The organism is Bradyrhizobium sp. AUGA SZCCT0222, assembly GCF_018130205.1.
Lineage (GTDB): Bacteria > Pseudomonadota > Alphaproteobacteria > Rhizobiales > Xanthobacteraceae > Bradyrhizobium.
Genome location: NZ_JAFCLX010000048.1, coordinates 23,997 through 46,765, shown reverse-complemented (window position 1 = coordinate 46,765; position 22,769 = coordinate 23,997). Strand labels below are relative to the sequence as shown.

Below are 22,769 nucleotides of genomic sequence, written 5' to 3'. Positions count from 1 at the left end.
ATGAACGCTGCAAGAGTTTCCATTCTTGCGCTGCTCGTGTTCTGGGCTGCTTCAGCCCTGGCCGTCGTCGCGGTGCCGCCGCTCGTCGGGCGCGTGGTCGATCCGACCGGGACGCTCACCAGCGGCGATATCGCTTCGCTTAACCAGACCATCCGAAGTTTCGAGGCGCGAAAGGGCAGCCAGATCGCCGTGCTGGTTGTGCCGACGACGGACGGCGAGGCGATCGAGCAGTTTTCACTTCGGGTGGCGGAAGCCTGGAAGATCGGCCGCAAGAAGATCGACGACGGCGCCGTGCTCGTCATCGCCAAGAACGATCGTCATCTTCGCATCGAGGTCGGCTATGGCCTCGAAGGCGCGCTGACCGACGTCACCACCAAGCGCATCATCGACGAGGAGATCACGCCGAAATTCAAGTCCGGCGATTTCGCCGGCGGCGTCTCGGCCGGCCTCAACAAGATGATCCGGATCATCGACGGTGAGAAACTGCCGGAGCCGGAGCCGCCGCATTGGCAACATCAGTCAGGGCTGTTCGACGTCGATGCCATGTTCAATCCGTTTCTCCTGATCCCGGTGTTCCTGTTCGGTGGGTTGATGCGGACCATGCTCGGCCGGCTGGTCGGCGCGGGCGTCGGCGGCGGCGTGGTGACGCTGATCGCCTGGTTCCTGTTCGGCTCGCTGGCCGCAGCCATATTCGCAGGGCTGATCGCAGTGTTTTTCGTGCTGTTCAGCGACTCCATTGTGTCGTCGTCGCCGGGGAGCAGTGGAAGCGGCGGCTGGTCCGGCGGCAGCAGCGGCGGCTCATGGTCCGGAGGCAGTTCGAGCAGCAGCTCGAGCGATAGCGGCGGCGGGGGTGGCAGTTTCGGCGGCGGCGGCGCGTCGGGGAGCTGGTAGATGGCAGATATCAAACGCATCGGCAGGCATCTGCTGCAACACCGCTGGCGGGAGCGACGCGACTTTCCGCCGAAGGTGCTGGCCGCGATCGAGGCAGCGATCAAGGCGGGTGAGGCCACGCATTCCGGCCAGGTCCGCTTCGTGGTGGAAGGCGCGCTCGACGGCGCGCCATTGTTCCGGAACCAGCCGGCGCGCGAACGCGCGCTCGACATTTTCTCGCAACTGCGGATCTGGGACACCGCGCACAACAATGGCGTGCTGATCTATCTCCTGCTGGCCGACCGCGACGTCGAAATCGTCGCCGACCGCGGCATCCACGCACACGTCGGCACCGCCGGCTGGGAGAAAATCTGCGTCGAGATGGAAACGGAATTTCGGGCGGGACATTTCGAACGCGGCGTGATCAAGGGGATCGAGGCCGTGTCGAGGCAACTGGCAGTGCATTTTCCGCAGGGCGGCGGGATGAATGAGCTGCCGGATAAGCCAGTGGTGATTTAGACTTCGCTATTAGCGATCGTCATTCCGGGGCGATGCGCAGCATCGAACCCGGAATCCATTGGGCGGCAGCGTGTGGAGGTCAATGGATTCCGGGCTCGCGCTGCGCGCGCCCCGGAATGACGGTGCGTGTTGAACCTCTACGCCTTCACCGACGGCCGCTCCGCAACCCGCGCCATCCACGCCACAATATTGCCGTTGCTCTGATCCAGCGGCTGGCCGACCGTGCCGCCGAAATCGAGCCAGCAATAAAGCAGGACGTCGGCCATCGTGAAGCGCTTGCCGCAGATGTAATCCTTCCCCGCCATCTGGCCGTCGAGCCATTGCAGGCGGTTGGCCGCGATCATCTTCAGGCCGGGCGAGGCTTCGGGCGCGCAGAGGATGCGTTTTTCGAAAAACTTCAGACCCTCGCCGAAGCGAAAGCCATTGGCGAGATGCTCGCAGATGTTGAGATCGACGCGGCGCGTCCACATCCGGCATTCGGCGCGCTCTTCCGGCGTCGTCCCGATCATCGCAGGCGTCGGGTTCTTCTCCTCGAGATATTCGCAGATTGGGATGACTTCCGAGAGATAGCTGCCATTGTCGAGTTCAAGTGCCGGCATCTGGCCGTGCGGGTTACGCTTCAGGTGCTCGGCCTCGCGGTTTTCGCCCTTGCGCAGGTCGACCGTCTGCTTCGGCATCTCGATGCCCTTCTCCGCCATGAACAGGCGGACAATGCGCGGATTCGGTCCGACCGAGTCGTAAAGTTTCATGGTGCTCTCTCCCCATGCCTCTTGGAGGCGTCGTTGTTGCTGTTGTTGAACAGGCCGCCATAAATTTTGTCAAATGGATGGGGCGCAGCCGAAGGTCAGCAAGTGTGGTTTTGCATCACGTCAACATTCGCGCGGGGGGAATAATTCCGGATGGCGCAATTTATTTGGTAGCGTTGGCAGCTTAGCCGTCATCCAGCTTGTTGAGGTCGCGTACCGACTGCATGATCGGTTCGAAATTCGAGCGAGCATCCAGCGCGTCGAACAATTGCGCGGTGTCGGACAGCAAATTGTGCGAACGTTGAATGGCGACCCGTACATCGTCCTGCGGCGTGTCGGAGAGGCGGCCGTGGCCGGACAGCAGGATCTTCGAGTTCAACCCCTTCAGCCGCTCCAGCGACTGGATATAGTCGGCGATGCTGCCGGAACCGAATACGCCGCCCATCACGCCGCCCGGCATCAGCGTGTCGGAGGCGAACAGCAGGCCCTTGTCCTGGTCGAACAGCGTGATGCAGGCCGAGGTATGGCCGGGCGTGTACATCACGTTGAGGCGGAAATTGCCGAGGTCGAGCAGATTGCCTTCCTCGAGCCAGATGTCGACATTGATCGGGATATTCGGTTCGTTGAACATCTTGCGCAGCATCGAGAAATCGTCGCGCAGCATGATCTTGTTGGCGGCCAGCCGATGCGCGGCGATGAAGGCGCGGCCATTGAAATGATAGGCGGCGCCGATATGGTCGAGGTGCTCATGGCTCAGCACCACCATGTCGATTTTCTCGGGCGGACAATCGACGTGTTGCAGACATTTCAGCAGATGCGGATAGTTCGATGACAGGCCGACATCGATCATGATGGTCCGCGAGCTGCCGCGCACCAGATAGGCGTTCGCCGCGCGGTTCTTGAAACGAATCTGGTACACGTCCTCGGCTGCCTCGATCAGCGTGCAGACGTCGCTTTCGAGCAGGGTCTTGAACGGGCTTGGCCTGCGCTCGCTCATGGATTGGCCGCGGCTTTGAACGTGATCGCGTTCGCGGCACGCAGCCGCTTGCTGAGCGCATCCATGATCATCAGCGCAAACGCCGGCTGCTGGCTGACCAGATAGACGAAGCGGGCGTGATTGATCCGCATCACGCGGGTGTGCGCCGCTGCGGCAATCGCGGTCGCCGAGCGGGACGAGCCGTCGATCACGGCCATCTCGCCGAAGAATTCTCCCTTGCCGAGCGTGACGATCACGGTCTTGCTGGCGCCGTTAACCTTGGCGATCTCGACCTTGCCGTCGAGCACGACGAACAGTTCGCGCCCGGTCGAGCCTTCCTCAAAAATGACGTCATCTACATCAAACTCGTTGATGCATTTTTCGATGGTCATGGCGGCCTCCTGCCTTCTGGCTGGATGGTCAGGCCATGTTAGTCGGTAAATGAACGGGCGCAAACGGAGCTGTCGGGGATTGCCGCAGGGCAGCATGGGCGAGCGGGCGGAGTCGCCGGCCCCGCAGCCGACGCTTTGCGGCCGCAAACAGGCCCGGATGACCTTCTAAAATTTCGGTAAGGCGGAACCCGGTAACGATTTCGCAAGCAATAAAAGTTACCAAAAGGTCAACCCATTCTGGAGAATTGAACGTGAGCGAACAGCAGTCCGAGGCCACCAGCGGTGAAACCGGTTTCGTCGGCACCGGGCCGGCCGCTCCCGATATGTCGGCCGCCAGCGAGCAGTTGATGTCGGCGACACCGGCCCTGGTCGCGTCGCCGATGCTGGCGCCCGATCAGCAAGAGACTTCTCCCAAGCCGGACGCGCCCAAGGTGGAAGTGCCCAGGGTCGAGGCTTCCAAGCTTGAAGCAACCAAAGTTGAACCGGCGAAGGTCGAAGCGGCCACATCTGAAGCTCCGAAAGTTGAACCGCCGCGGATTCCCGGCAAGCTGTTGATCATGTCGCCCGGCGAGCGTGCGTGGAACGGCGACGAAGCCGATGCGAAGCCGGAGGCCGTTGCAGCTGACGGCGTGTCCGGCAAGCGCCGGATGTCGGCGATGGCGGCTGTGGTGGCGCTGGCGACGGTCGCCGGTGCGCTCGGTGGCGCGCTGGCAACCGCGGGTCTTGGACAGATGATGGCCGGAAATTCCGCCGTGGCGAACAACAACAGCGCACTCGAAGCCTCGGTGGCGCGGATCGACGCCGATATCCTGGCGCTGAAGGCCAGCGTCGAGCACACCTCCAAAACCGGGGTGAGCCAGTTCAACAAGACCAGCGACCGCCTCGACAAGGTCGAGAAGGCGCAGGCCGAACCGACCGCCAAGCTCGCCAAGCTCAGCGAGGCCGTCGAAAAACTCCGCACGCAGGCTGCTGCACCCGCACCCGTCGCCGCTGCAACGCCGGCTGCCGCAAGGGACGTCACGGGAACGGTGTCGCCGGCCGCGGCGGTGCCGCTGCCCGCGCCCAAGCCCGAGATTGCACGGCTGCCGACCGTGGACGGCTGGGTGTTGCGTGACGCCGCCAATGGCAGCGCGCTGATCGAAGGCCGCCAGGGCATCTTTGAAGTCTACGCCGGCGATCCTGTCCCGGGTCTCGGCCGCATCGATGCCATCCGCAAGCAGGACGGCAAATGGGTGGTCGTGACCAGCAAGGGTCTGATCGTCGCCCGCTGATTACGCGAAATCTGAATGACGAAGGCGCTTCACCGGGATGTGAAGCGCCTTTTTACTTGAATAGGCCACTTCGCGCGGTGTTAGTGGGGCATGAGCCGCGCGCTGCGATTTCTTGTCATCATGCTCGCCCTGGTGTGCGGCGCATTGCCGGCGTCTGCCGCGCCACTGGAGCGTGGGACCGCGATAACGGATCCCCTGGTGCTGCGCGAACTCGACAGCGGCAGGTTCGGCATCGGCCGTCTGTTGTGGCCGGAGCGGTCGGCCAATATTCCGCTCACGAGCGGCCAGCTATTCACCCTGCCGTCGATGCTCCCGGTGCGCCAGGCGATCGACGCCGAGTTCGACCGTTATATTGTGCGACACAAAAGGAGCCTGCCGAGCGAAGCCATCGGCGTGGGTGATGGCTTTGCCCTTCAACTGTTCGATCGCATCCAGCTCGATTCCGGCGACACCCGTTTCGTGCTGGCGGGCATCGTCAACCGCATGGATCGCGCCTATGTCGACGAGGCCAGCTGCGGCGACATCCGGCTGATCTACCGGCTGACGCGGATGAAAACGCCGGGGACCGACGACAGGGCAGTCTTGCCCCGTCTGCCGATGACGCTGAATCTCGTGCTGAAAGCCAAGGCCGGTCATGGGATCGACCGTAACGGCAAACCCGTCACCTGTTCCGAAATCGCAAAGCGATGGCTCGCCGCAGGCGAATTTTCGCTGACCGGTGCGCCGCTCGCGGAAAAGCTGCTGGATGAAAACGGTCCGCTCGATCTGCTCGGTTATGAAAACATCGATCGCATCGAGACCAACCTTCAGATCGCGCATGCGCCGAAATCGGCGGTGCGGGATTTCCGCACCGATTACCTGTTGAAGGTGTTTCGCTACGACGCCGCGGCGCGGGAATTTCGGGAAGCGCCGATGGAGAACCAGATCGATCGCGACCGCATTCTGGCTGACGACGCGCTCGGGCGCGAGTTCAAGTCATGGCTGCTCGATCCCAAACACCTCGCCGAGTTCGATTCCGGCGCGGTACTGATCCCGGAAAAATTCCTTGCCAACGGCGCGATTGCCGCAACGCCGGCCGGATTTGAAGCTTCCGACCTGCAGCCTGAATTCGGCCTGATGCAGGGCGAGGGGGCCAAGGCGGTGTTCAGCGAAGCGGACGTCGTCACGGCGCTGAAGAAGGCCGCGGCTGGCGGTATGAAGTTGCAAAACATCCGCTCGGCCGGCGGCTTCGAGCGGCGGCTGAACGATGTCACCTGTTCCGGGTGCCACCAGACGCGCGGCATCGGCGGATTTCATTTTCCCGGCGTCGACTGGATGGCGGTCAATCCTTCCAACTCGACGGTCGTTCCGGCCTCGCCGCACTTCTTCGGCGATCAGGTTCGCCGCCGTGACATCCTCACCGCAGTACGGGATGGCAAGGCGCCGGATTATTCCCGCGGCTTTGCCAGCCGCCCGCAATTGCGCGGCAGCACGGAACTGGTGGGGACTGAATATAGCGATGGTTGGGGCGCACATTGCTATGCTCCCAGCAATACCACGGCCAGCAACGACGCGAGCTTCCGTGCCTGGACCTGCGCTGAGGGGCTGGCCTGTCAGGTCAGCGGCAAGAACGCGCGCATGGGCATGTGTTTTGTGAAAAGCCGGTAGCCGGCCGGCACGAGCACCGATGCGCCGTCATCGTTTAATGCTAGGATGCCGGCAATGACCAATCGAGCGGGGACCGGCGATGAGCTCTTCCGACCAGGAGAACAGGCAGCGGAATCGCGAAATCGCCGAGAACGAAGCCAAACGCGAGGCGGTCAGCAACGTCCGCGTCAGCACCTGGGCGATCGCGCTCACCGTCCTTGCCGGTGTGATCGTCTTTGGCATCGTCTGGGCCTGGCTCAACCGGTGAGGTCCCGTCATCCTGAGGTGCGCGCTCTTGCGCGCCTCGAAGGACGGCGGCCCGGCTGTGGCCGATTCATCCTTCGAGGCTCGCTGCGCTCGCACCTCAGGATGACGGGAGACAGTACGAACGCGTCGCACTACGCGTAATGCGTCAGCCGCTTGCCGGGCAGCAAATCGTAGGCTGACTTCCAGCCGGGCAGATCAGCCATACGGCCAAGCCAGGCGCTGATGCCCGGGTGGCTCACCGCAAGATCATATCCGGTCTCGTCGCTCGGATAATGCAGATAGGCCATCATGGAAATATCGGCGATGCTCGGCCGCGCGCCGATCGCGAACGCATTGCGTTGCAGGTGCGTTTCCAGAATGCCGAGGAAATCGTCGAGTCGTTTGCGGTAATATGTCAGCACCGCGGGATCGCCTGAGGGGATGAACGTCCGCATGAACCGGTATGAGGCCATGTAGCTGGTGAGCTTGTGGTTATCCCAGAACAGCCAGCGCAAGAGTTCGAACTGTTCTTGTTCAGTCTCGCCGCCGAATTGCCCGAACTGCCGCGCCAGCTTCAGCAGGATCGGCGCGGTCTGGGTGAGGCGGACACCGTCCTCCTCCAACACCGGGATTTCGCCCATCTCGTTGACCGTGCGCCGCCATTCCGCTGACCGCGTGATGCCGCCGCCGAAATCGGTCCAGACCGGCTCAAAGCTCCGGTCGCACAGCGTCAGCATCAGCGCAAGCTTGTAGCTGTTTCCGGACTCCGGGAAATGATGCAGGCGGTAGGTGGGCATTTGGGGGCTCCTTGTTGCGCGCGCTGGTGCGGCCGTCGTGTGGCGTTATCGTCTCAGGTGAGGAGATCGCGGCAGCGGAGATCGTCGACCGCCAGAAAAATTCGCTCGAGGTTGGGCCACCAGACCCGTGGCGGGATATTGAACGCAGCCTGACCGACGGGTCGAAGGATCAGCCACAGCACCGACAGGCGGTAGTCATCATCGAGTGCCCGACGGTCGTAGCCGCGCACGCCCCGCGCGAGCAGCGCGGCATGATAGCGGTCGAGCAGCGGTCGCTCCAACCGGCGCCGCATGTCCGGATACCACAGCATCGCCATCATGTAGGCGATATCCGATGTCGCGGTGTCGACACTCCAGCCCTCCCAATCGATCAACCGAACGTCGCAGCCACCGTCGCGCGGCACGAAGCAGTTCCACCAATGGGCATCGCCGTGAACGAGCGTGAGGTTGCGGCGCGCATGAAGCCGCGCCAGCAGACGAGGACCCTGGTCGAGCAGCCGTTGGTACAGCTCACGTCGATTGGACGACATCACCTGGCCATACTGGTCGGTGAACGCCGCGAGCTCGCCGGCAAAGCTCGGCAGATATTGCTCCCACTCCGCGGTGGGCCAGGTTCCGACTGAAGCGCCGAGGCGAGGATCGTCCCACCACGCGGCGTGGAATTTCGCCCATGCCACCATGATGCTCTCGCATTGCGCTTGCGACGGCGGCAGCGGATGCTCGGTGGCGAGAAAATGCGAATCCGAGAGGTCTTCGAGCAGTAGATGCCAGGGGGTTGTGTCGGTACTCTCGACGGCCTCAAAGCAGCGTGGCACGACGCCTGCCGGCAGCGACGGCGCAATGTCGCGATAGAACCCAATTTCGCGGCGATTCGCATAAGCCGAACGGCCCGCGCTAACGAGATGCCCCATCTTGAGGATCAGGAATTCCGGAGCGTCTCCGGCAGTGCCTTGATAGCTCAGCCGAAGCCGGCGCGTATGGGAACGCTGTTTGACAAATGTGTCAGCCACAGTGACCCCGTCAACGCGCGCCAGCCCCAGTGCACCGCAATGACGAAGCACGTCGGTGAGGTGGCCGGCTTGAGCTGCTGTCGGAATGGAGTCCGCTGTCATTCACCCACTGACTGGATTAGCCGATCAAGCGTCACGCCACCGCGCCGGACGCGCGCAGCTTCTTGATCGCGGCTTCGTCATAGCCGGCGTTGCGCAAAATCTCGTCGCTGTGTTCGCCGAGGCCGGGCGGCTTGCGCGGCTGGACCTTCTTGCTGCCGTCGACCCAGATCGGGCTGCTGATGGTCATCATGGTGTCGTTCTCGAACGGCACCAGCACTTCGTTCTCGATCATCTGCTGGTCGCCCGGAATGTCGTCGAGAATGCCGACGACGCCGAACACCAGCCCGTTGCCGTCGAGGATCTTGCGCCATTCAGCGAGGTCTTTGCCGGCAAAGATTTCGTCGAAGATCTTGATCAGTTCCAGCGAGCGCGCGTGGCGCTCCTTCCTGGTTTCAAAGCGCGGGTCGGTCACCAGATCCTCGCGCTCGAGGCAGCGCGCCAGCGTCGGCCATTGCCGGTCTTCGTTCAGCAGCGACAGGATCAGCCAGCGGCCGTCCTTGCACTGGTAGTGATTGGTCACCGCGTTCAGCGCGCGCTCGCGCGGCCGTCGCTCGCCGAACTTGGCGCCGACCAGTTTGGCCTGTGCCAGCACCGAGGCCGCCCAGACGCCGTTGGCCATCAGGTTCGAGCTGACATGCGAACCCTTGCCGGTCTTTTCACGCTTGAACAGCGCGGTCACGATCGCGCCGTAAAACGCCATCGCGCAGGGGTGATCGCCCATGCCGGCGATCGATCGCGCCGGCGTGGTGTGCTCGTCGGCGCGGACAAGGTCCATCAGGCCGGAGCGCGCCCAATAGGCGTTAGAGTCGAAGCCGGGCTTGTTGGCTTCCTCGCCCTTTTCGCCATAGCCGGTGAACGACGCATAGATCAGCCGGTCGTTGAGATGCGCCAGATGGTCCCAGGTGATGCCGAGCTTGGTGCGGACCTGCGGCGGCATGTTGGTGATGAAGACGTCGGCCTCGGCGACAAGTTTGTACAGCACCGCCTGCGCTTCCGGCTTCGTCAGGTCGAGCGCCAGGCTCTTCTTGTTGCGGGCTTCCAGCATCCACGCGAAATTGTGTTCGCTGTGCGGGTAGCCCGGCAAATTCGGCAAATTGCGATAGGGATCACCGGTAACCGGCGGTTCGATCTTGATCACGTCGGCGCCGAAATCGGACAGCACGGTGGCGGCCGCTGGGGCTGCGATGAAACTCGCGCAGTCCAGAACCTTGAGGCCGTCAAAAATGCCTTTTTCCATTGTTGTGCCGCTCCCGTAACCCTGCTGATTTTTCTTCCGCTGGAATATTGCATGCCGTGCGTGCTGAAACTTCAACGCCATTTGGGCGCGGGATGCAACTACTCCCCGCCCGACAGCAGGGCTGCATTACCGCCGGCGGCGGCGGTATTGACGGTCACCGTCTGTTCGGTGGCAAACCGCGCCAGATAATGCGGCCCGCCGGCCTTGGGTCCGGTGCCGGAGAGGCCATGGCCGCCGAACGGCTGCACGCCGACGACGGCGCCGATCATGTTGCGGTTGACGTAGATATTGCCGACCTGAACGGCGTCGATGATGTTTTCGACGGTATCGTCGATCCGGGAGTGGATACCGAGCGTCAGCCCGTAGCCGGAACGCTCGATCGATTGCAGCACGGCAGTGAGCCGGTCGGCCCGGTAGCGCACCACGTGCAGCACCGGACCGAACACTTCTTCCTTGAGTTGCCCGGCATCGGATAGTTCGAAGATATGCGGTGCGACGAAATTGCCTTCCGGCGCGGTGCCCGCAAAGTGCACCCGCGTCTCCTGCTTCATGCGCTGGATATGCGCATCCAGGCGTTGTTTGGCCTCGGCATCGATCACCGGCCCGATATGGGTTGCGGGATCGGAGGGGTCACCAATCCGGAGTTCGCGCGCGGCACCTGCGATCATCTCAATCATGCGGCCGGCGACGTCGTCCTGGAGAAACAATAGGCGCAGCGCCGAGCAGCGCTGGCCGGCCGAGCGAAACGCGGAGGTGACGACGTCGTCGGCGACCTGTTCGGGCAACGCGGTAGCATCGACGATCATGGCGTTGATGCCACCGGTCTCGGCGATCAGCGGCACGATCGGGCCGTCCTTGGCCGCCAGCGTCCGGTTGATTGATCGTGCCACCTCGGTCGAGCCGGTGAAGACGACGCCCGATATATCGGGATGCGCCACCAGCGCCGCGCCGATCCGCCCGTCGCCTTGCACCAGATGCAGCGCGGCAGGCGAAACGCCGGCTTCATGCAACAGCCGCACGGCTTCGGCCGCAATCAGCGGCGTCTGCTCGGCGGGTTTTGCGATGACGGCATTGCCGGCCATCAGCGCCGCCGTGACCTGGCCCAAGAAGATCGCGAGCGGAAAATTCCACGGCGAGATCGCGACGAAGACGCCGCGGCCGCGCAAGGCAAGCACATTGCTCTCGCCGGTCGGACCCGGCATGGCCTTGCCGTCGCCGAACTGTTCGCGGCCTTGCGCGGCATAGTAGCGGCAGAAATCGACGGCTTCGCGCAACTCCGACAGCGCGTCATCCAGCGTCTTGCCACCCTCGCGTTGCAGCAGCGCGATGAAATGTGCTGTGCGTTGTTCCAGCAGGTCGGCGGCTTTCTCCAGCGCGCGCGCTCGCGTCCCGGCCGGCGTTCGGCTCCAGCTCCTGAATCCGGCACGCGCGGCCGATATCGCTGTATTCACCGCGGCCGGCGTCGCATCGGCGATGCTGCCGGCCGTTTGCGTGGTCTCCGCGGCAACACCAGCAACAAGTCGGCCCAACGCCGCGCGCTCCCCGAATTCCAGCCCGCGCGAATTCGTCCGCTGCGGCGAAAAAAGATCGCGCGGCAATGGGATGTTCGGATGCATGGCCTTGTCGGCACTGCCGATCACATCCGCTGGACGCCGTAGCAGCGTTGATACGGGAATAGCTTCATCGGCGGCGAGCGCGACGAACGACGAATTGGCGCCGTTCTCGAGCAACCGCCGCACCAGATAGGCGAGGAGATCGCGGTGGCTGCCGACCGGTGCGTAGGTCCGGCAGGCGATATCGGGGTGATCCTCGCTGAGCTGGGCATAGAGCGCCTCGCCCATGCCGTGCAGGCGCTGGAATTCGAAACCGCTTTTGTCCTTTGCCAGTTCGAGAAGCGTCGCGACCGTCAGTGCGTTGTGGGTCGCGAATTGCGGAAAGATCCGCGGCCGCAAGCCCAGCAATTGCTGCGCGCAGGCGACGTAGTTCAGGTCCGTCACCGCCTTGCGGGTGAACACGGGATAACCGTCAAGGCCGCGCTCCTGCGCGCGCTTGATCTCGGTGTCCCAATAGGCGCCTTTCACCAGCCGCACCATCATGCGGCGGTTCAGGTTTTTCGCGAGGCCATCGACATGGTCGATCACCTCACGGGCGCGCTTCTGATAGGCTTGGATCGCCAGCCCAAATCCGTCCCAGCCCGCCAATGATGGATCGGCGAATGCCGCTGCGACCACGTCGAGCGACAATTCCAGCCGGTCGGCCTCCTCGGCGTCGACGGTGAAATTCAGGTCGAAGGTCTTGGCCTGCCGCGCCAGATCGATCAGGCGCGGCACCAGTTCGCTCATCACACGTGAATGGCTGACCGCCTCGAAGCGCGGATGCAACGCCGAGAGCTTGACCGAAATGCCGGGCCGGTCGGGCAGGGGTCGATTGTTGGCGGCGCGGCCGATCGCATCGATCGCGCGTGCATAGGAATCAAAATAGCGCGCGGCGTCGGCGGCGGTGCGCGCGCCTTCACCGAGCATGTCGAAGGAATAGCGCCGGTGGCGCGATGCATGCGCTTCGGCCCGCGCCAGTGCGGCCTCGATGGTCTCGCCGAGCACGAAATGGCTGCCCATCAGCCGCATCGCCTGGCGTGTCGCGGCGCGCACGGCGGGTGCGCCCAGCCGCTTGGTCAGCCGTCCGATGGTGCCCTGCGGCGTCTCGCCGGGCTGGATCACCCGCGCCGACATGCCGAGCGCCCACGCCGAGGCGTTGACCAGGAAGGCGCTGGACTTGGTCTCGTGATGCACGAAGTCGCCCTGGCCGAGCTTGTCCTCGATGAACTGGTCGGCGGTGCGGGCGTCCGGGACGCGCAGCAGCGCTTCCGCGAGCACCATCAGCGCGAGGCCTTCCTTGGTCGACAATGCGAACTCGCGCAGCATGTCCTCGACTCCGCCGAGCGGATCGTCATTGGCTCTGACGGCTTCGATCAGGCGCGTGGCCGTGCGGTCGATCCGCCCCTCCTGCTCGCCGCTCAGTTTGGCGGTGGCGAGCAGCCGGGCGGCGATTTTCGAATCATCGGGCGCATAGGTCGCGTTGAAGGGCGGGAGAGGTGGCGGTTGGTCCGGCATAATGATTCCCTCGGGTCTAACCCAATTTAACGCTGCTCCAACCGTAGTTCGATAGACAAATTCGCTATTTTGCCTTATAAAACTTGTGACAATGTTATATTGACCGGATAAACAATGGAAATTGACAAGATAGACCGTAAAATCCTCTCCATTCTTCAGGGGGATGGCCGTATTGCGAATGTCGAACTGGCCGAGCGGATCGGGCTGTCGCCGACCTCGATCGGCGAGCGCCTGAAGCGGCTGCAGCGCGATGGCTTCGTCGAGGGTTACGGCGCCCGGCTCAATCCGCATCTCTTGGGATTGGGCTTGCTGGTGTTCGTCGAAGTGATGCTCGACAAGACCACGCCCGACGTGTTCGAGCGCTTCGCTGAAGCGGTGCAATCGGCCCCCGAAGTGCTGGAATGCCACATGGTGGCGGGCGGCTTCGATTACCTGGTGAAGGCCCGTCTCGCTGACATGACGGCCTATCGGCGCTTTCTCGGCGAGACCCTGCTGGCGCTGCCGGGGGTGCGCGAAACGCGGACCTACGCCGTCATGGAAGAGGTCAAGCGCGACGCGCCGTTGCCGGTCGGGTAGCGCAAACAAAACGACCGTGACCAAAACGCACCACGCCAAAAATAGCCGTGGCCTGTTCCACAGGTGGCGGTCTTGCAACTTGGCAGCGTGAAAGGCACGCGCTAATTCTCGGGCACCGCCGTGGTTTGGATAGCAGGGATCATGAGAGACGCCGATCGAGCGTTACGCCAGACGTTTGCCCGCCTTGCGGGCGTGCTTGGCGTTGTCGGGGCGGCGTTGTCTGGCGCGCCTTCCGAAGCGGCCGAAATGAGTTCGGCGGTCGCATACCTCTATTCGTCGGTCTCGATCTATCCGCCGTCGGCGAAATCGATGACGGTCTGCTACGGCTTCGTCTGCCGCCGCCGCGAGATACTGGAATTCACGCCGGGAGACCGCAACGCGCTGGCGCAGATCATGGCTGCGGGCCGTGCGTCGGCCGTGGCCGAACGCGCGGCGGTGCAGAAGGCCGTGGTGTGGTTCGACCGCCGTATGGGACCGATCCTCGGCACCAACAAGCGCGTGGCGAAAGCGGATTTCCGCTATTTCGACGACAAGCACAATTACGATTGCTGGGACACCACCCGCAACACTACCAGCCTGTTACTGGTGCTGCGGGATTGGGGGCTGCTGAAACATCATGCGATCGGTGATCCCCGCTATCGCGGCAATACGCTGGTGCTGCAGACGCCGCACAACACCGCCGTGCTGGTCGAGCGCGCAACCAGGGCCGAATGGGCCGTCGACCTCTGGCCGCGGGGCTATCTGCAGCCCCCGGACGTCATGCCGGTCGACAAATGGGTGAAGGAAGATTGAGCGGCCGGTCGGCCCAAAGAGAGTACGAGCAACTACGGTGCTCGCTCCGCCGAACGCTCACAGTTTTTTGAGAGTTTTTTCAAGCCCGGCTCCCGGATTACTTCCGAGAGCGCGCCGTTGCCGATCGCGCGGTAGCGCTAAACCTTGAGGTTTTCGGCCGAAGTCTTGCCGCGATTGGCAATCTCTTCGTATTCAACGGTCTGCCCTTCGTTAAGCGTCGAAAGCCCAGCTTTCTCAACTGCCGAAATGTGAACGAAAACGTCCTTGCCGCCGTTGCTGGGCTGGATAAATCCATAACCCTTGGTCGGGTTGAACCACTTCACCGTACCTTTAGCCATTCACGTCGTCTCCGCGGAATCAAAAAAATATCCGAGCCGCCGGTCCCCGCACATACCGGGCATGCCCGAGACTTCAGGATACGCGGGTTGTGGCGGACTGGGTAGCGCAAAACGGCACCACGGAATCCGCAAAAATCCGCCATATCGCACCGTATTTCCGCCGTTTTGCCCGTTTCGCGCTCATTTGACGCGGCGAAATCGTGGCCGGCGTCAGCCTCGTCGATGGGAGGATTGACCAGATAATCCTCCCTCGCCTGGCGTGCGGGGGAGGGGTTGTTCACAAAATAGACGCGCCGAGGGGGGCATCCGCGCCTTCATCCGCCGCTCGTTTTTGTAGTTCGCGTTGAGACATCCGCATCGTTAATCGGCGCGCCATAGCGGCGTCATCGGTTGCACCTCCTTCTCACATTTACATTGCAACAACAGAAAACCCCGGTCGCGCTGGGCGACCGGGGTTTCTGAACCGAGCTTGTGGTTCGATTAGTAGCAGACGTTGACGGTGCGGAACACAACGCCATACGGGGTGTACACGCGGCGGCTCACGTAGCAGCCGTCGTAACCGCCGCCGACGTATCCGACGTTGAAGCCGAAGCCATGGTGGTGGTGGCCGTGGTGGTGATGGCCATGGTGGTGATGGAAGTTCGGCCAGTGCACCGGCTTCGCCGAAGCGGCGGTCGGAGCCAGCGCGATGGTGCCGAGGGTGGCGGCGGCAGCGATAGCGAGAGTAACTTTACGAAGCATGGTCTTTCTCCTTGAGTGAAGCGCGGTCGACATCTTGTCTTGGCGCGGGTTGATCGTTCAGGTTTCAGTCTTACCCATCGCCCATCAGTCGTGCGTGGGAGAAAGCCGGTTCGAGAAAGCCGCATTACATTGCGGACAACTACCTGAATGGCTGTTCAGATGTGAAATGGATCACAAAACGGAAAGCCGCGATGGGCTAGGCGGCTCGGTTTGCGCCGGATTTCACGTCGTTAACGGGAGCGTTGCGCGAGGACTGAAATTCGTCATTGCGAGGAGCGAAGCGACGAAGCAATCCATTCATCGTCTCGCACGCCGCGAGATGGATTGCTTCGCTTCGCTCGCAATGACGACAGACGTGGTAGCTGGGAGACCGGTCGGCCACATGGTCCTGAACAGCACCCACAACAGAAAACCCCGGCCGCGCTGGGCGACCGGGGTTTCTGAACCGAACGTGTGGTTCGATTAGTAGCAGACGTTGACGGTGCGGAGGACAACGCCGTACGGGGTGAACACCCGGCGGGTCACGTAGCAGCCGTCATAACCGCCACCGATGAAGCCGACGCGGAAGCCGTGGCCGTGGCCCCAGTGACCGTGGTGGTGGTGATGGTGGTGATGCGGCCAAAACCCTCCCGCCGAAGCGGTGGTGGGAGCCAGCGCCATAACACCGAGGGAAGTGGCGGCGGCGAGAGCGAGAGCAACTTTACGCATGGTCTTTCTCCTTCAATGATGCGCGTTCGACATCTTGTCCTGGCGCGGGTTGATCGTTTCAGTTTCAGTCTGGGTTTCAGTTTCAGTCTGACCCATCGCCTATCAGTCGTACGCGCCAAAAAGCGGGTTCGAGAAAACTGCGTCTCGATCGGGCAGAATTTTCTGAATGCCTGTTCAGGGAAAGGTTGCGCGAATGGAATGGTAGGGTGGACAAAGCCAGCGGGTCGCGCGAATGCGCGCCCGATGACAGGCTCCGCGTGCCCACCATCCTTGTGGCATTCGTGCAAGAGAATGGTGGGCACGGCGCAAGTGCGCCTTTGCCCATCCTACGACTTCGGCTGACGCCGCCATCACGCCGCGGCGGCGTTCTCGTCGACCAGCGCCGTCAACTCCCTCGCATCCGAAACGCTGCGCACGATCATCGGCTCGTTGCGGCCGCGGATCTCGACTTCATGTTGCGGCAGCGCGTCGGCGGACAGGCCTGCGGCGGCGCGAACCTCGTCCGAGATCACCACCTCGCAGGCAAGGCTCTTGGTCATGTCCTGCAGGCGTGCGGCGACATTGACTGGGTCGCCGAGCGCGGTGAACACCATATGGTCGCGGTAGCCGATGTCGCCGACGATCACCTCGCCGCCATTGATGCCGATACCGAAACGGATCGGTTCGCGCAGGTCATGTTCCAGGAACCTGTTCACCTCGTCGACATTGGCGGCGATCATGGCGGCGGCCCGCAGCGCCTGCCGGCAGGCCTCCTGCCTGTTCGTGGCAAGCCCGAACAGGGCCAGCATGCCGTCGCCGACGAACTGGTTCGGCCGGCCGCCGCTTTCGATCACCGCCTGCGACACCGCGCCGAGGAAGCGATTGACGATGAAGACGGTGTCGAAGGGCAGGCGTTTTTCCGCAAGCTTGGTCGAGCCGCGCATGTCCACGAACATGCTGACGAGATAACGCTCCTGGCCGATCCGCGTCGGACTGGACGACGGTGCGTCGGCCGACTCCGTGTGCGGCAGGAAGAGCTGGAAAAAGGAGAGATCGTTCGCCGGTCGCAGCTGACAGGCGAGGCGGATCGACGGATCCGACGTGCCGACGCGGCCGAGCACGAAGGCTTCGCGCTGCGAGGGTTCGGGCAGGTCGTGGTGGTCGCCGATGATGCGGATACGGCAGGTCGAGCAGCGCGCCCGGCCGCCGCACACGCTGGCATGGGGCACGTTGTGGCGCAGGCTGGCCTCGAGCACGCTGAGGCCCTTGGGCACCCGGATCGTTCGGCCGTTGCCATAGGACAGGTTGATCATGCCGCCGCGGCGCTCGTGGATGGCACGCGCGCCTTTTGCCAGCAGGACAATAACGAGCAGGCCCCAATAGCCGATCAGAAGATAGTCCGTGATTTCGTTCAGCACGGCTTTTTCGGCCGGTGTCCCCGTCTGGGATGGTTTGAGGTTCTCCGCCCGCCATTCGACACTGTCGCTGTCGACGACGATGCGTCCGCCCTGATAGAGGCCGAGCATGGCAAGCGTCGGAATCAGCACCGCGATGGCCAGCAGATAGGGCGCGGCGGTCTTGTAGAACGCCTTCATGCGCAGCCACAAATACAGACCAATGCAGCCGTGCGTCCAGGAGATCACCAGAACCGCAAACAGCAGCCACATTTTGAGCGGCGGCCATGAGATCCAGTACGCAAAGAACACCTGCGGGTAGAGTATTTCGAGGCCGTACAGCGAATAGCCGAGCCTCACGCCGATCACGTGGGTGATGATCATCGCGGGAATGCTGAGGCCGAGGACAAGCTGCAGCGGCTCGATTGCTTTCCAGCGGAATTGCCGGCGCTCGTACAGCGCCCAGATGCCGAGCCCGGTGTGAATGAGGCAGGCCGCATAGAACACCAGCGTGACCGGCAGAGAATGCCAGAACAGCGTGTGCCAGTAGACGCCGCTGGCCAGCGCCTCCATCGAGATATTGCCGAGCGCGTGGTTGACGAAATGGCTGACCAGATAGGCAAACAGCACCACGCCGCTGGCCAGACGGATTTGCCGCAGGCTGGTGCCGCGCAGGGCGGCTGTGATTTGATTACGGGACAGGGAGGCCATGCGGTCCATAGGATGAGTAATAGCGATGATACCTTCCGGCGTCGTCCCGGCGAAGGCCGGGACCCATACTCCGCGGCCCATCGATGGGCGCGGAGGCCGGAGTCATTTTCCTTACCACAATCGGTGGCTATGGGCCCCGGCCCCCGTGCGCAATTGCGCACTAGGCCGGGGCGACCCGCCTTTTCCGCCTGGAAACGTTGACACCCCCTCGGGAGTCGAAGAAAAAGCGCCGTGACGAACGCCCCCGACAACAGCCACAAGCCGGACAGCGCCGGCCGTCGGCCATGGCTTGCCGTGGTGGCGTTGATCGCCGCGATGACGGCGATGCGGCTGATCTATGCCGGGGTAATCGAGCTGCGCACCGACGAGGCCTATTACTGGACCTGGTCGAAGGAGAGCGCGCTGGCCTTTCTCGACCATCCGCCCGGGATTGCCTGGCTGATTCGATCAGGCACTGCGATTTTCGGCGACACCAATCTTGGCGTGCGGTTCGGCGGCATCGTGGCGATGCTGATCACGCAGCTGCTGCTTGCCGATATCGTCCGTCGCGTCACCCATGATTTTCGCGCCATCGTGTTCGCCCTGCTGATGCCGGAGGCCGCGCTTTATTACGGGCTGCTGATGGCGAAGGTGGCGCCCGATACGGCGATGATCCCGCTCGCGGTCGCGATGCTGTGGTCGCTGGTCCGGCTCCATGAAAGCGGCAATGCGCGCTGGTGGCTCGCCGCCGGGCTGTTCGCCGGCCTGGCGATGCTGTCGAAATTCACCGTGATCATGCTGCTGCCCGCAGTGCTGGCGTTTGCGCTGGTGCCGGACTGGCGGCGGCGCTGGCTGCTCAGTCCCTATCCGTGGGCAGCGGCGCTGATTGCATTGATCGTGTTCGCGCCGGTGCTGATCTGGAATTACCAGCACGACTGGGCCTCGTTCCGCTTCCAGTTCGTGCGCGCGGTCGCGACCCATCAATTGTCCTTCCGCACCGTTGGCGATTATCTCGGCCTGCAGTTCGGCCTCGTCGGCTTCGTGCTGTTGCCGGTGGTGCTGTCGGGCGTGGCGCTGACGGCGTGGCGCGGCTATCGCCATCGCGAGCCGGTCGCGATCCTGCTCTCGACCGCTGTCATCGTGCCGTTCGGCTATTTTTTCTGGAAGTCGCTGACATTGCGCGTCGGCGATACCTGGCCGATGTTCCTGTGGCCGGCCGGATTTGCCGCCACCGCCATCAACCTTGCGATGCTGCCGCGCGAGGGCTGGCCGGAATGGATGATCACATCCACCGTCAAATGGGCGAGGGTGGCGGTGATCTCAGGCATCGCCTTCGTCGTAGGCGTGTTCTTCTATTATGTCGCGGTCCCCTGGAACCTGATCGGCCGCGCCGATCCGGTCGGCGGCGAGGCCGGTTATGAGCAGGTGGTGGCGCGCGCCCAGGATCAGTTGCAGAAGACCGGCGCGACCTGGATCGCCACGACGGACTATCGCACCTACGCGATGCTGCGCTGGTATTTCAACGGCCGCGTGCCGGTCATTCAAATCAACGAGCGCGGCAGGTTTCAGGACTTTCGCGATCCCGGCATGAACCTCATCCGGGATCACGCCGGCCTCTACGTCGCGCGCGAGCCGGACAACCGCCTGCCGATCTGGGATCTCACGTCAGCCAAGCGGCAGCCGCTCGAACGGGTCGAGCGCAGCTGGCGCGGCGTGGTGATGGATACCTATGCGCTGGAGAAGCTGACCGGCTGGACGCCCGAACTCTCGCCGCCGCCGGACACGCCGCTGTTCCGCTGGCGCGTGCTGGCTGGGTACCCTTCTCCCCTTGTGGGAGAAGGTGGCGCGAAGCGCCGGATGAGGAGTCTCTCTCCGCGGAGAGAGGTGTGCCAGTGGAGCGAACCCCTCACCCAAGCGAGCGAGCTGCTGGCACCGGAGCTGCCCTCTCCCACAAGGGGAGAGGGCGCAGCAACTGGCACTGTCTAGAATTCACTCCTCGCCGTCGCGCTTGCGCAAAAGGTCTTTTGCGAGATCGCCGAGTGCGGGCCGCGGCAGCGCGGTGAAGGGTAGTGGCCGCGTCACGTCGATGGCGGCGAGGCCGAGCCGGGCGGTGAGCAGCCCGTTGAGCACGCCTTCGCCGAGCCGTTGCGACAGCTTTGCCGCGATGCCATGGCCGAGCATCTGCTGCACCAGGCTGTCGCCAATCGCCATGCCGCCGGTGATGGCGAGATGGCCGATCACATGGCGCAGCAGGCTGAGCATGCCGAGCGTTCCCGGCCGGCCGCCATAGAGCCGCGCCAATTGCCGGATCAGCCGCATCGCGGCGACGAACACGAACAGCACGTCGATCAGCGCGCGCGGGCTGACCGCGGTCACGACCGAGACGCGTTGCGCCGCCGTGGAGACCAGCCGCCGCGCCTCCTCATCGAGCGGCGCCATCAATTCGCGCTCCGCCAGCTTGATCATGTCGGCGCCGTCGATGATGTCGTCGGCGTGACCCACCAGCGTGGCGCGGGCGCGCGCCAGTTGCGGGTTCTGATGCGCGAGCTTCAAGAGGTCATTGACGATGGCGCGGCTGGCGGCGCGATCGTCGCTGAGCAACACCGCGGCGGCGCGCTGGTGCAGCTTCTCGATGGCGGCAAGCCTCGCCAGCCCGAACGCTTCGCGCGCGATCACAACCGTCAACGCCAGCGCGGCGGCGACGGCAAACGCCAGCGCGACGTAACCCATTGTCTGGCTGCGCGCGAACAGATCCTCGATCAGGTTGACAACGCCGAGCCCGAGGCCGAGCAACACCAGCCCGCCGGTGGCGGTCCAGAACAGCGTGCCCCAGCGGAAGCCGCGCCTGGCCGGGACCAGCGGCCTGTCGATCGGCACCGGCAATTGCGCAGGGTCGGGCTCCGGCGTGATGTGCACCGTGCCGCGCGCGGGGCGGCTGGCATCATCCGGATCCATCACGATCACGCCGGGATCGTCGAGCTTGAACGTCGCCGGCCGCCGATGGGGCGTCTTCTCGCTCATTGCAGTTTGTCTCCGATCAGGAACTGGAGGGCGCGGTCAAGGCGGATGTGAGGCAGAGCCGGTTCTTCGCCGCCTTCGCGCTGCAGCAGCGGCGGCCGGAAGCGCAGGAAGCGATAGTCGGCCTTTTCGGAAGGCGTGCTGGAGAGGCCGCGGAACGTGCCCTTGAACAGTTCCTCGGGATCGCTGGGCAGGTCACCCGGAAAGGTCGCCACCTCGGTCTCGCCGTCGAACGTATCGCCATTGGCGACTTCGCCTGAGGCGGGCGTGCCGAGCAGCGAGGGCAGTTTTTCCCGGCCGCGCGCGACCATCGCCTCACGGGTGGCGCGCACCGCGGCCAGCGCGACAACGTCGATGGCGGCACCGGCATATTCGGCGCGGTCGGCCGCCTTGGCCACGGCACGGCGCAATATGGCTTCGAGCCGGTCATGGCTCGAATGATGCAAATGATCAGCCTTGGTCGCGGCAAACAGAATGCGATCGATCCGCGGCCGGAACAGATTGCTCAGAATCGTGCTGCGGCCGATCCGGAAACAATCGAGAATACCGGCGAGCGCGGCTTCCAGGTCGTGCAGCGCCTCCGGTCCGGCGTTGAAGGCGGCGAGCGCATCGACCAGCACGATCTGGCGATCGAGCCGCGCGAAATGATCGCGGAAGAACGGCCGCACCACGACGTCCTTGTAGGCCTCGTAACGCCGCCGCATCATCGCCCACAGCGAGCCGTCAGGCGCAGTGCCGTCGATTGGCACGTCGAGCGGCGCAAAGGTCAGCGCCGGCGAGCCTGCGAGATTGCCCGGCATCAGGAAACGTCCTGGCGGCAGCAGGCTCATCGCAAAGCGCTCGTCGCGGCAGGCGCGTAAGTAATCGGTGAACAGCTTTGCAGCCATGCGCGCCGCCGGTTCGTCCTCGCGGGCCTCGGCGTTCAGCGTCGCCAGCTGTTCGTGCCACGGCGTGGCGAGCTTTTCGCGCGGTCCCTCGCGCGAGAGGGCAAGACTCTCGGCAGACCATTGCTCGAAACTCTTGTTGAGCAGCGGCAGGTCGAGCAGCCATTCGCCGGGATAGTCGACGATATCAAGCGTCAGCGTGCGGTCGGATCCGTTCTGGCGCTGATAGTCCATCACCAGTCGTAACTCGCTGATGTCGACGGTGGAGGCCGGCCAGCGCCGCTCCTCGATCAGGGTGCGGACGTGGTTCTCGTAATCGAAGCGCGGCACCGCATCATCAGGCTGCGGCTCGAGCCGGGCGCGGGCGATGCGCCCGGTCGCATACGCTTCGAACACCGGAAAACGGCCGCCGCGGGTGAGGCCATGGATCAGCGCCGTGATGAACACGGTCTTGCCGGCGCGGGACAGGCCGGTGACGCCGAGCCGCACCGTCGGGTGGAAGAAGCTGTCGCCGTAATCGAGCAGCGCCCGCGCCGACAGCCGCGCTTCCTCGACGATATCCTGAAAACTGGGGGCCATGCGGTCGTGGAAGGCTCGGTGAGAGGGCAATGAGACAATGGGCGGGCGATCACCCGCAAAAGTGGCGATTGGCGGGCCAAAATCAAGCTTCAGTTGCGATGGCGGCCGAGGGATCGGGCAGCGCATTGACGATCCTGGGGGCACGTTTTATCGCTCCGTGACAATTTT

Annotated in this window: 21 protein-coding genes; 8 read left to right on the top strand and 13 right to left on the bottom strand. The window is 63.6% G+C overall.

Annotated features, from left to right (window positions below; translation table 11 throughout):
- Window positions 1–891: a TPM domain-containing protein gene (locus tag JQ629_RS29975; RefSeq protein WP_212415671.1), complete on the top strand. Its 891-nt coding sequence runs from the start codon at window positions 1–3 to the stop codon at window positions 889–891.
- Window positions 892–1,389 (top strand): TPM domain-containing protein, encoded by a 498-nt coding sequence (locus JQ629_RS29970; protein WP_212415670.1) that lies wholly within the window; start codon window positions 892–894, stop codon window positions 1,387–1,389.
- 137 nt (window positions 1,390–1,526) lie between these two features.
- On the opposite strand, the gene JQ629_RS29965 is transcribed toward JQ629_RS29970, so the two are convergent.
- The 3 genes from JQ629_RS29965 to JQ629_RS29955 form a co-directional block, all read right to left on the bottom strand.
- Window positions 1,527–2,138 carry a glutathione S-transferase family protein gene (locus tag JQ629_RS29965; RefSeq protein ID WP_212415669.1) on the bottom strand — a complete coding sequence of 204 codons (612 nt, stop codon included), beginning with the start codon at window positions 2,136–2,138 and terminating at the stop codon, window positions 1,527–1,529.
- A 181-nt stretch (window positions 2,139–2,319) separates the two neighbouring features.
- The gene (locus tag JQ629_RS29960) at window positions 2,320–3,132 is read right to left on the bottom strand and encodes an MBL fold metallo-hydrolase (RefSeq protein WP_212032766.1); all 813 of its coding nucleotides are present in this window, start codon (window positions 3,130–3,132) and stop codon (window positions 2,320–2,322) included.
- Window positions 3,129–3,503, bottom strand: a complete 375-nt coding sequence (locus JQ629_RS29955; protein ID WP_212415668.1) for a Crp/Fnr family transcriptional regulator — start codon at window positions 3,501–3,503, stop codon at window positions 3,129–3,131. Before JQ629_RS29955 ends, JQ629_RS29960 begins: the two co-directional genes overlap by 4 nt.
- Window positions 3,504–3,754: 251 nt before the next feature.
- On the opposite strand from JQ629_RS29955, the gene JQ629_RS29950 reads away from it, so the two are divergent.
- From JQ629_RS29950 to JQ629_RS29940, 3 genes are all read left to right on the top strand, one after another.
- Complete coding sequence (locus tag JQ629_RS29950) at window positions 3,755–4,774, top strand: hypothetical protein (protein ID WP_502753460.1); 1,020 nt, start codon at window positions 3,755–3,757, stop codon at window positions 4,772–4,774.
- A 90-nt stretch (window positions 4,775–4,864) separates the two neighbouring features.
- Window positions 4,865–6,421, top strand: a complete 1,557-nt coding sequence (locus JQ629_RS29945; RefSeq protein WP_212415666.1) for a hypothetical protein — start codon at window positions 4,865–4,867, stop codon at window positions 6,419–6,421.
- Window positions 6,422–6,500: 79 nt separating this feature from the next.
- Window positions 6,501–6,668, top strand: coding sequence for a hypothetical protein (locus JQ629_RS29940; protein WP_212415665.1), 168 nt, complete (start codon window positions 6,501–6,503; stop codon window positions 6,666–6,668).
- 130 nt (window positions 6,669–6,798) lie between these two features.
- On the opposite strand, the gene JQ629_RS29935 is transcribed toward JQ629_RS29940, so the two are convergent.
- The 4 genes from JQ629_RS29935 to putA all read right to left on the bottom strand — a co-directional run bounded on the left by JQ629_RS29935 (window position 6,799) and on the right by putA (window position 12,902).
- Window positions 6,799–7,443, bottom strand: a complete 645-nt coding sequence (locus JQ629_RS29935; protein ID WP_212415664.1) for a glutathione S-transferase family protein — start codon at window positions 7,441–7,443, stop codon at window positions 6,799–6,801.
- 53 nt (window positions 7,444–7,496) lie between these two features.
- Window positions 7,497–8,453 (bottom strand): phosphotransferase, encoded by a 957-nt coding sequence (locus JQ629_RS29930; protein WP_349631347.1) that lies wholly within the window; start codon window positions 8,451–8,453, stop codon window positions 7,497–7,499.
- A 133-nt stretch (window positions 8,454–8,586) separates the two neighbouring features.
- Window positions 8,587–9,792, bottom strand: coding sequence for a CaiB/BaiF CoA transferase family protein (locus JQ629_RS29925; RefSeq protein WP_212391391.1), 1,206 nt, complete (start codon window positions 9,790–9,792; stop codon window positions 8,587–8,589).
- Between the two features lie 98 nt (window positions 9,793–9,890).
- The gene (putA, locus tag JQ629_RS29920; RefSeq protein WP_212415662.1) at window positions 9,891–12,902 is read right to left on the bottom strand and encodes a bifunctional proline dehydrogenase/L-glutamate gamma-semialdehyde dehydrogenase PutA; all 3,012 of its coding nucleotides are present in this window, start codon (window positions 12,900–12,902) and stop codon (window positions 9,891–9,893) included.
- Window positions 12,903–13,016: 114 nt separating this feature from the next.
- On the opposite strand from putA, the gene JQ629_RS29915 reads away from it, so the two are divergent.
- On the top strand, window positions 13,017–13,478 hold the full coding sequence (locus tag JQ629_RS29915) for an Lrp/AsnC ligand binding domain-containing protein (protein WP_212415661.1): 462 nt from the start codon (window positions 13,017–13,019) through the stop codon (window positions 13,476–13,478).
- A 141-nt stretch (window positions 13,479–13,619) separates the two neighbouring features.
- Window positions 13,620–14,270: a hypothetical protein gene (locus tag JQ629_RS29910; RefSeq protein WP_502753456.1), complete on the top strand. Its 651-nt coding sequence runs from the start codon at window positions 13,620–13,622 to the stop codon at window positions 14,268–14,270.
- Between the two features lie 137 nt (window positions 14,271–14,407).
- On the opposite strand, the gene JQ629_RS29905 is transcribed toward JQ629_RS29910, so the two are convergent.
- The 4 genes from JQ629_RS29905 to JQ629_RS29890 all read right to left on the bottom strand — a co-directional run bounded on the left by JQ629_RS29905 (window position 14,408) and on the right by JQ629_RS29890 (window position 18,141).
- Window positions 14,408–14,608, bottom strand: a complete 201-nt coding sequence (locus tag JQ629_RS29905; RefSeq protein ID WP_027539571.1) for a cold-shock protein — start codon at window positions 14,606–14,608, stop codon at window positions 14,408–14,410.
- Window positions 14,609–15,088: 480 nt separating this feature from the next.
- Window positions 15,089–15,349: a hypothetical protein gene (locus JQ629_RS29900; protein ID WP_212263461.1), complete on the bottom strand. Its 261-nt coding sequence runs from the start codon at window positions 15,347–15,349 to the stop codon at window positions 15,089–15,091.
- Window positions 15,350–15,811: 462 nt separating this feature from the next.
- Window positions 15,812–16,057, bottom strand: a complete 246-nt coding sequence (locus JQ629_RS29895; protein WP_212263462.1) for a hypothetical protein — start codon at window positions 16,055–16,057, stop codon at window positions 15,812–15,814.
- A gap of 350 nt (window positions 16,058–16,407) precedes the next feature.
- A complete protein-coding gene (locus tag JQ629_RS29890; protein ID WP_212415660.1) occupies window positions 16,408–18,141 on the bottom strand; it encodes an adenylate/guanylate cyclase domain-containing protein in 1,734 nt (577 codons plus the stop codon).
- 315 nt (window positions 18,142–18,456) lie between these two features.
- On the opposite strand from JQ629_RS29890, the gene JQ629_RS29885 reads away from it, so the two are divergent.
- Complete coding sequence (locus tag JQ629_RS29885; protein ID WP_212415681.1) at window positions 18,457–20,106, top strand: glycosyltransferase family 39 protein; 1,650 nt, start codon at window positions 18,457–18,459, stop codon at window positions 20,104–20,106.
- 3 nt (window positions 20,107–20,109) lie between these two features.
- Here JQ629_RS29885 and JQ629_RS29880 read toward each other — a convergent pair whose 3' ends face one another.
- Both JQ629_RS29880 and JQ629_RS29875 read right to left on the bottom strand, forming a co-directional pair.
- Window positions 20,110–21,141 (bottom strand): YcjF family protein, encoded by a 1,032-nt coding sequence (locus JQ629_RS29880; RefSeq protein WP_212415659.1) that lies wholly within the window; start codon window positions 21,139–21,141, stop codon window positions 20,110–20,112.
- Window positions 21,138–22,601: a YcjX family GTP-binding protein gene (locus JQ629_RS29875; RefSeq protein ID WP_212415658.1), complete on the bottom strand. Its 1,464-nt coding sequence runs from the start codon at window positions 22,599–22,601 to the stop codon at window positions 21,138–21,140. Before JQ629_RS29875 ends, JQ629_RS29880 begins: the two co-directional genes overlap by 4 nt.
- Window positions 22,602–22,769 lie beyond the last annotated feature (168 nt).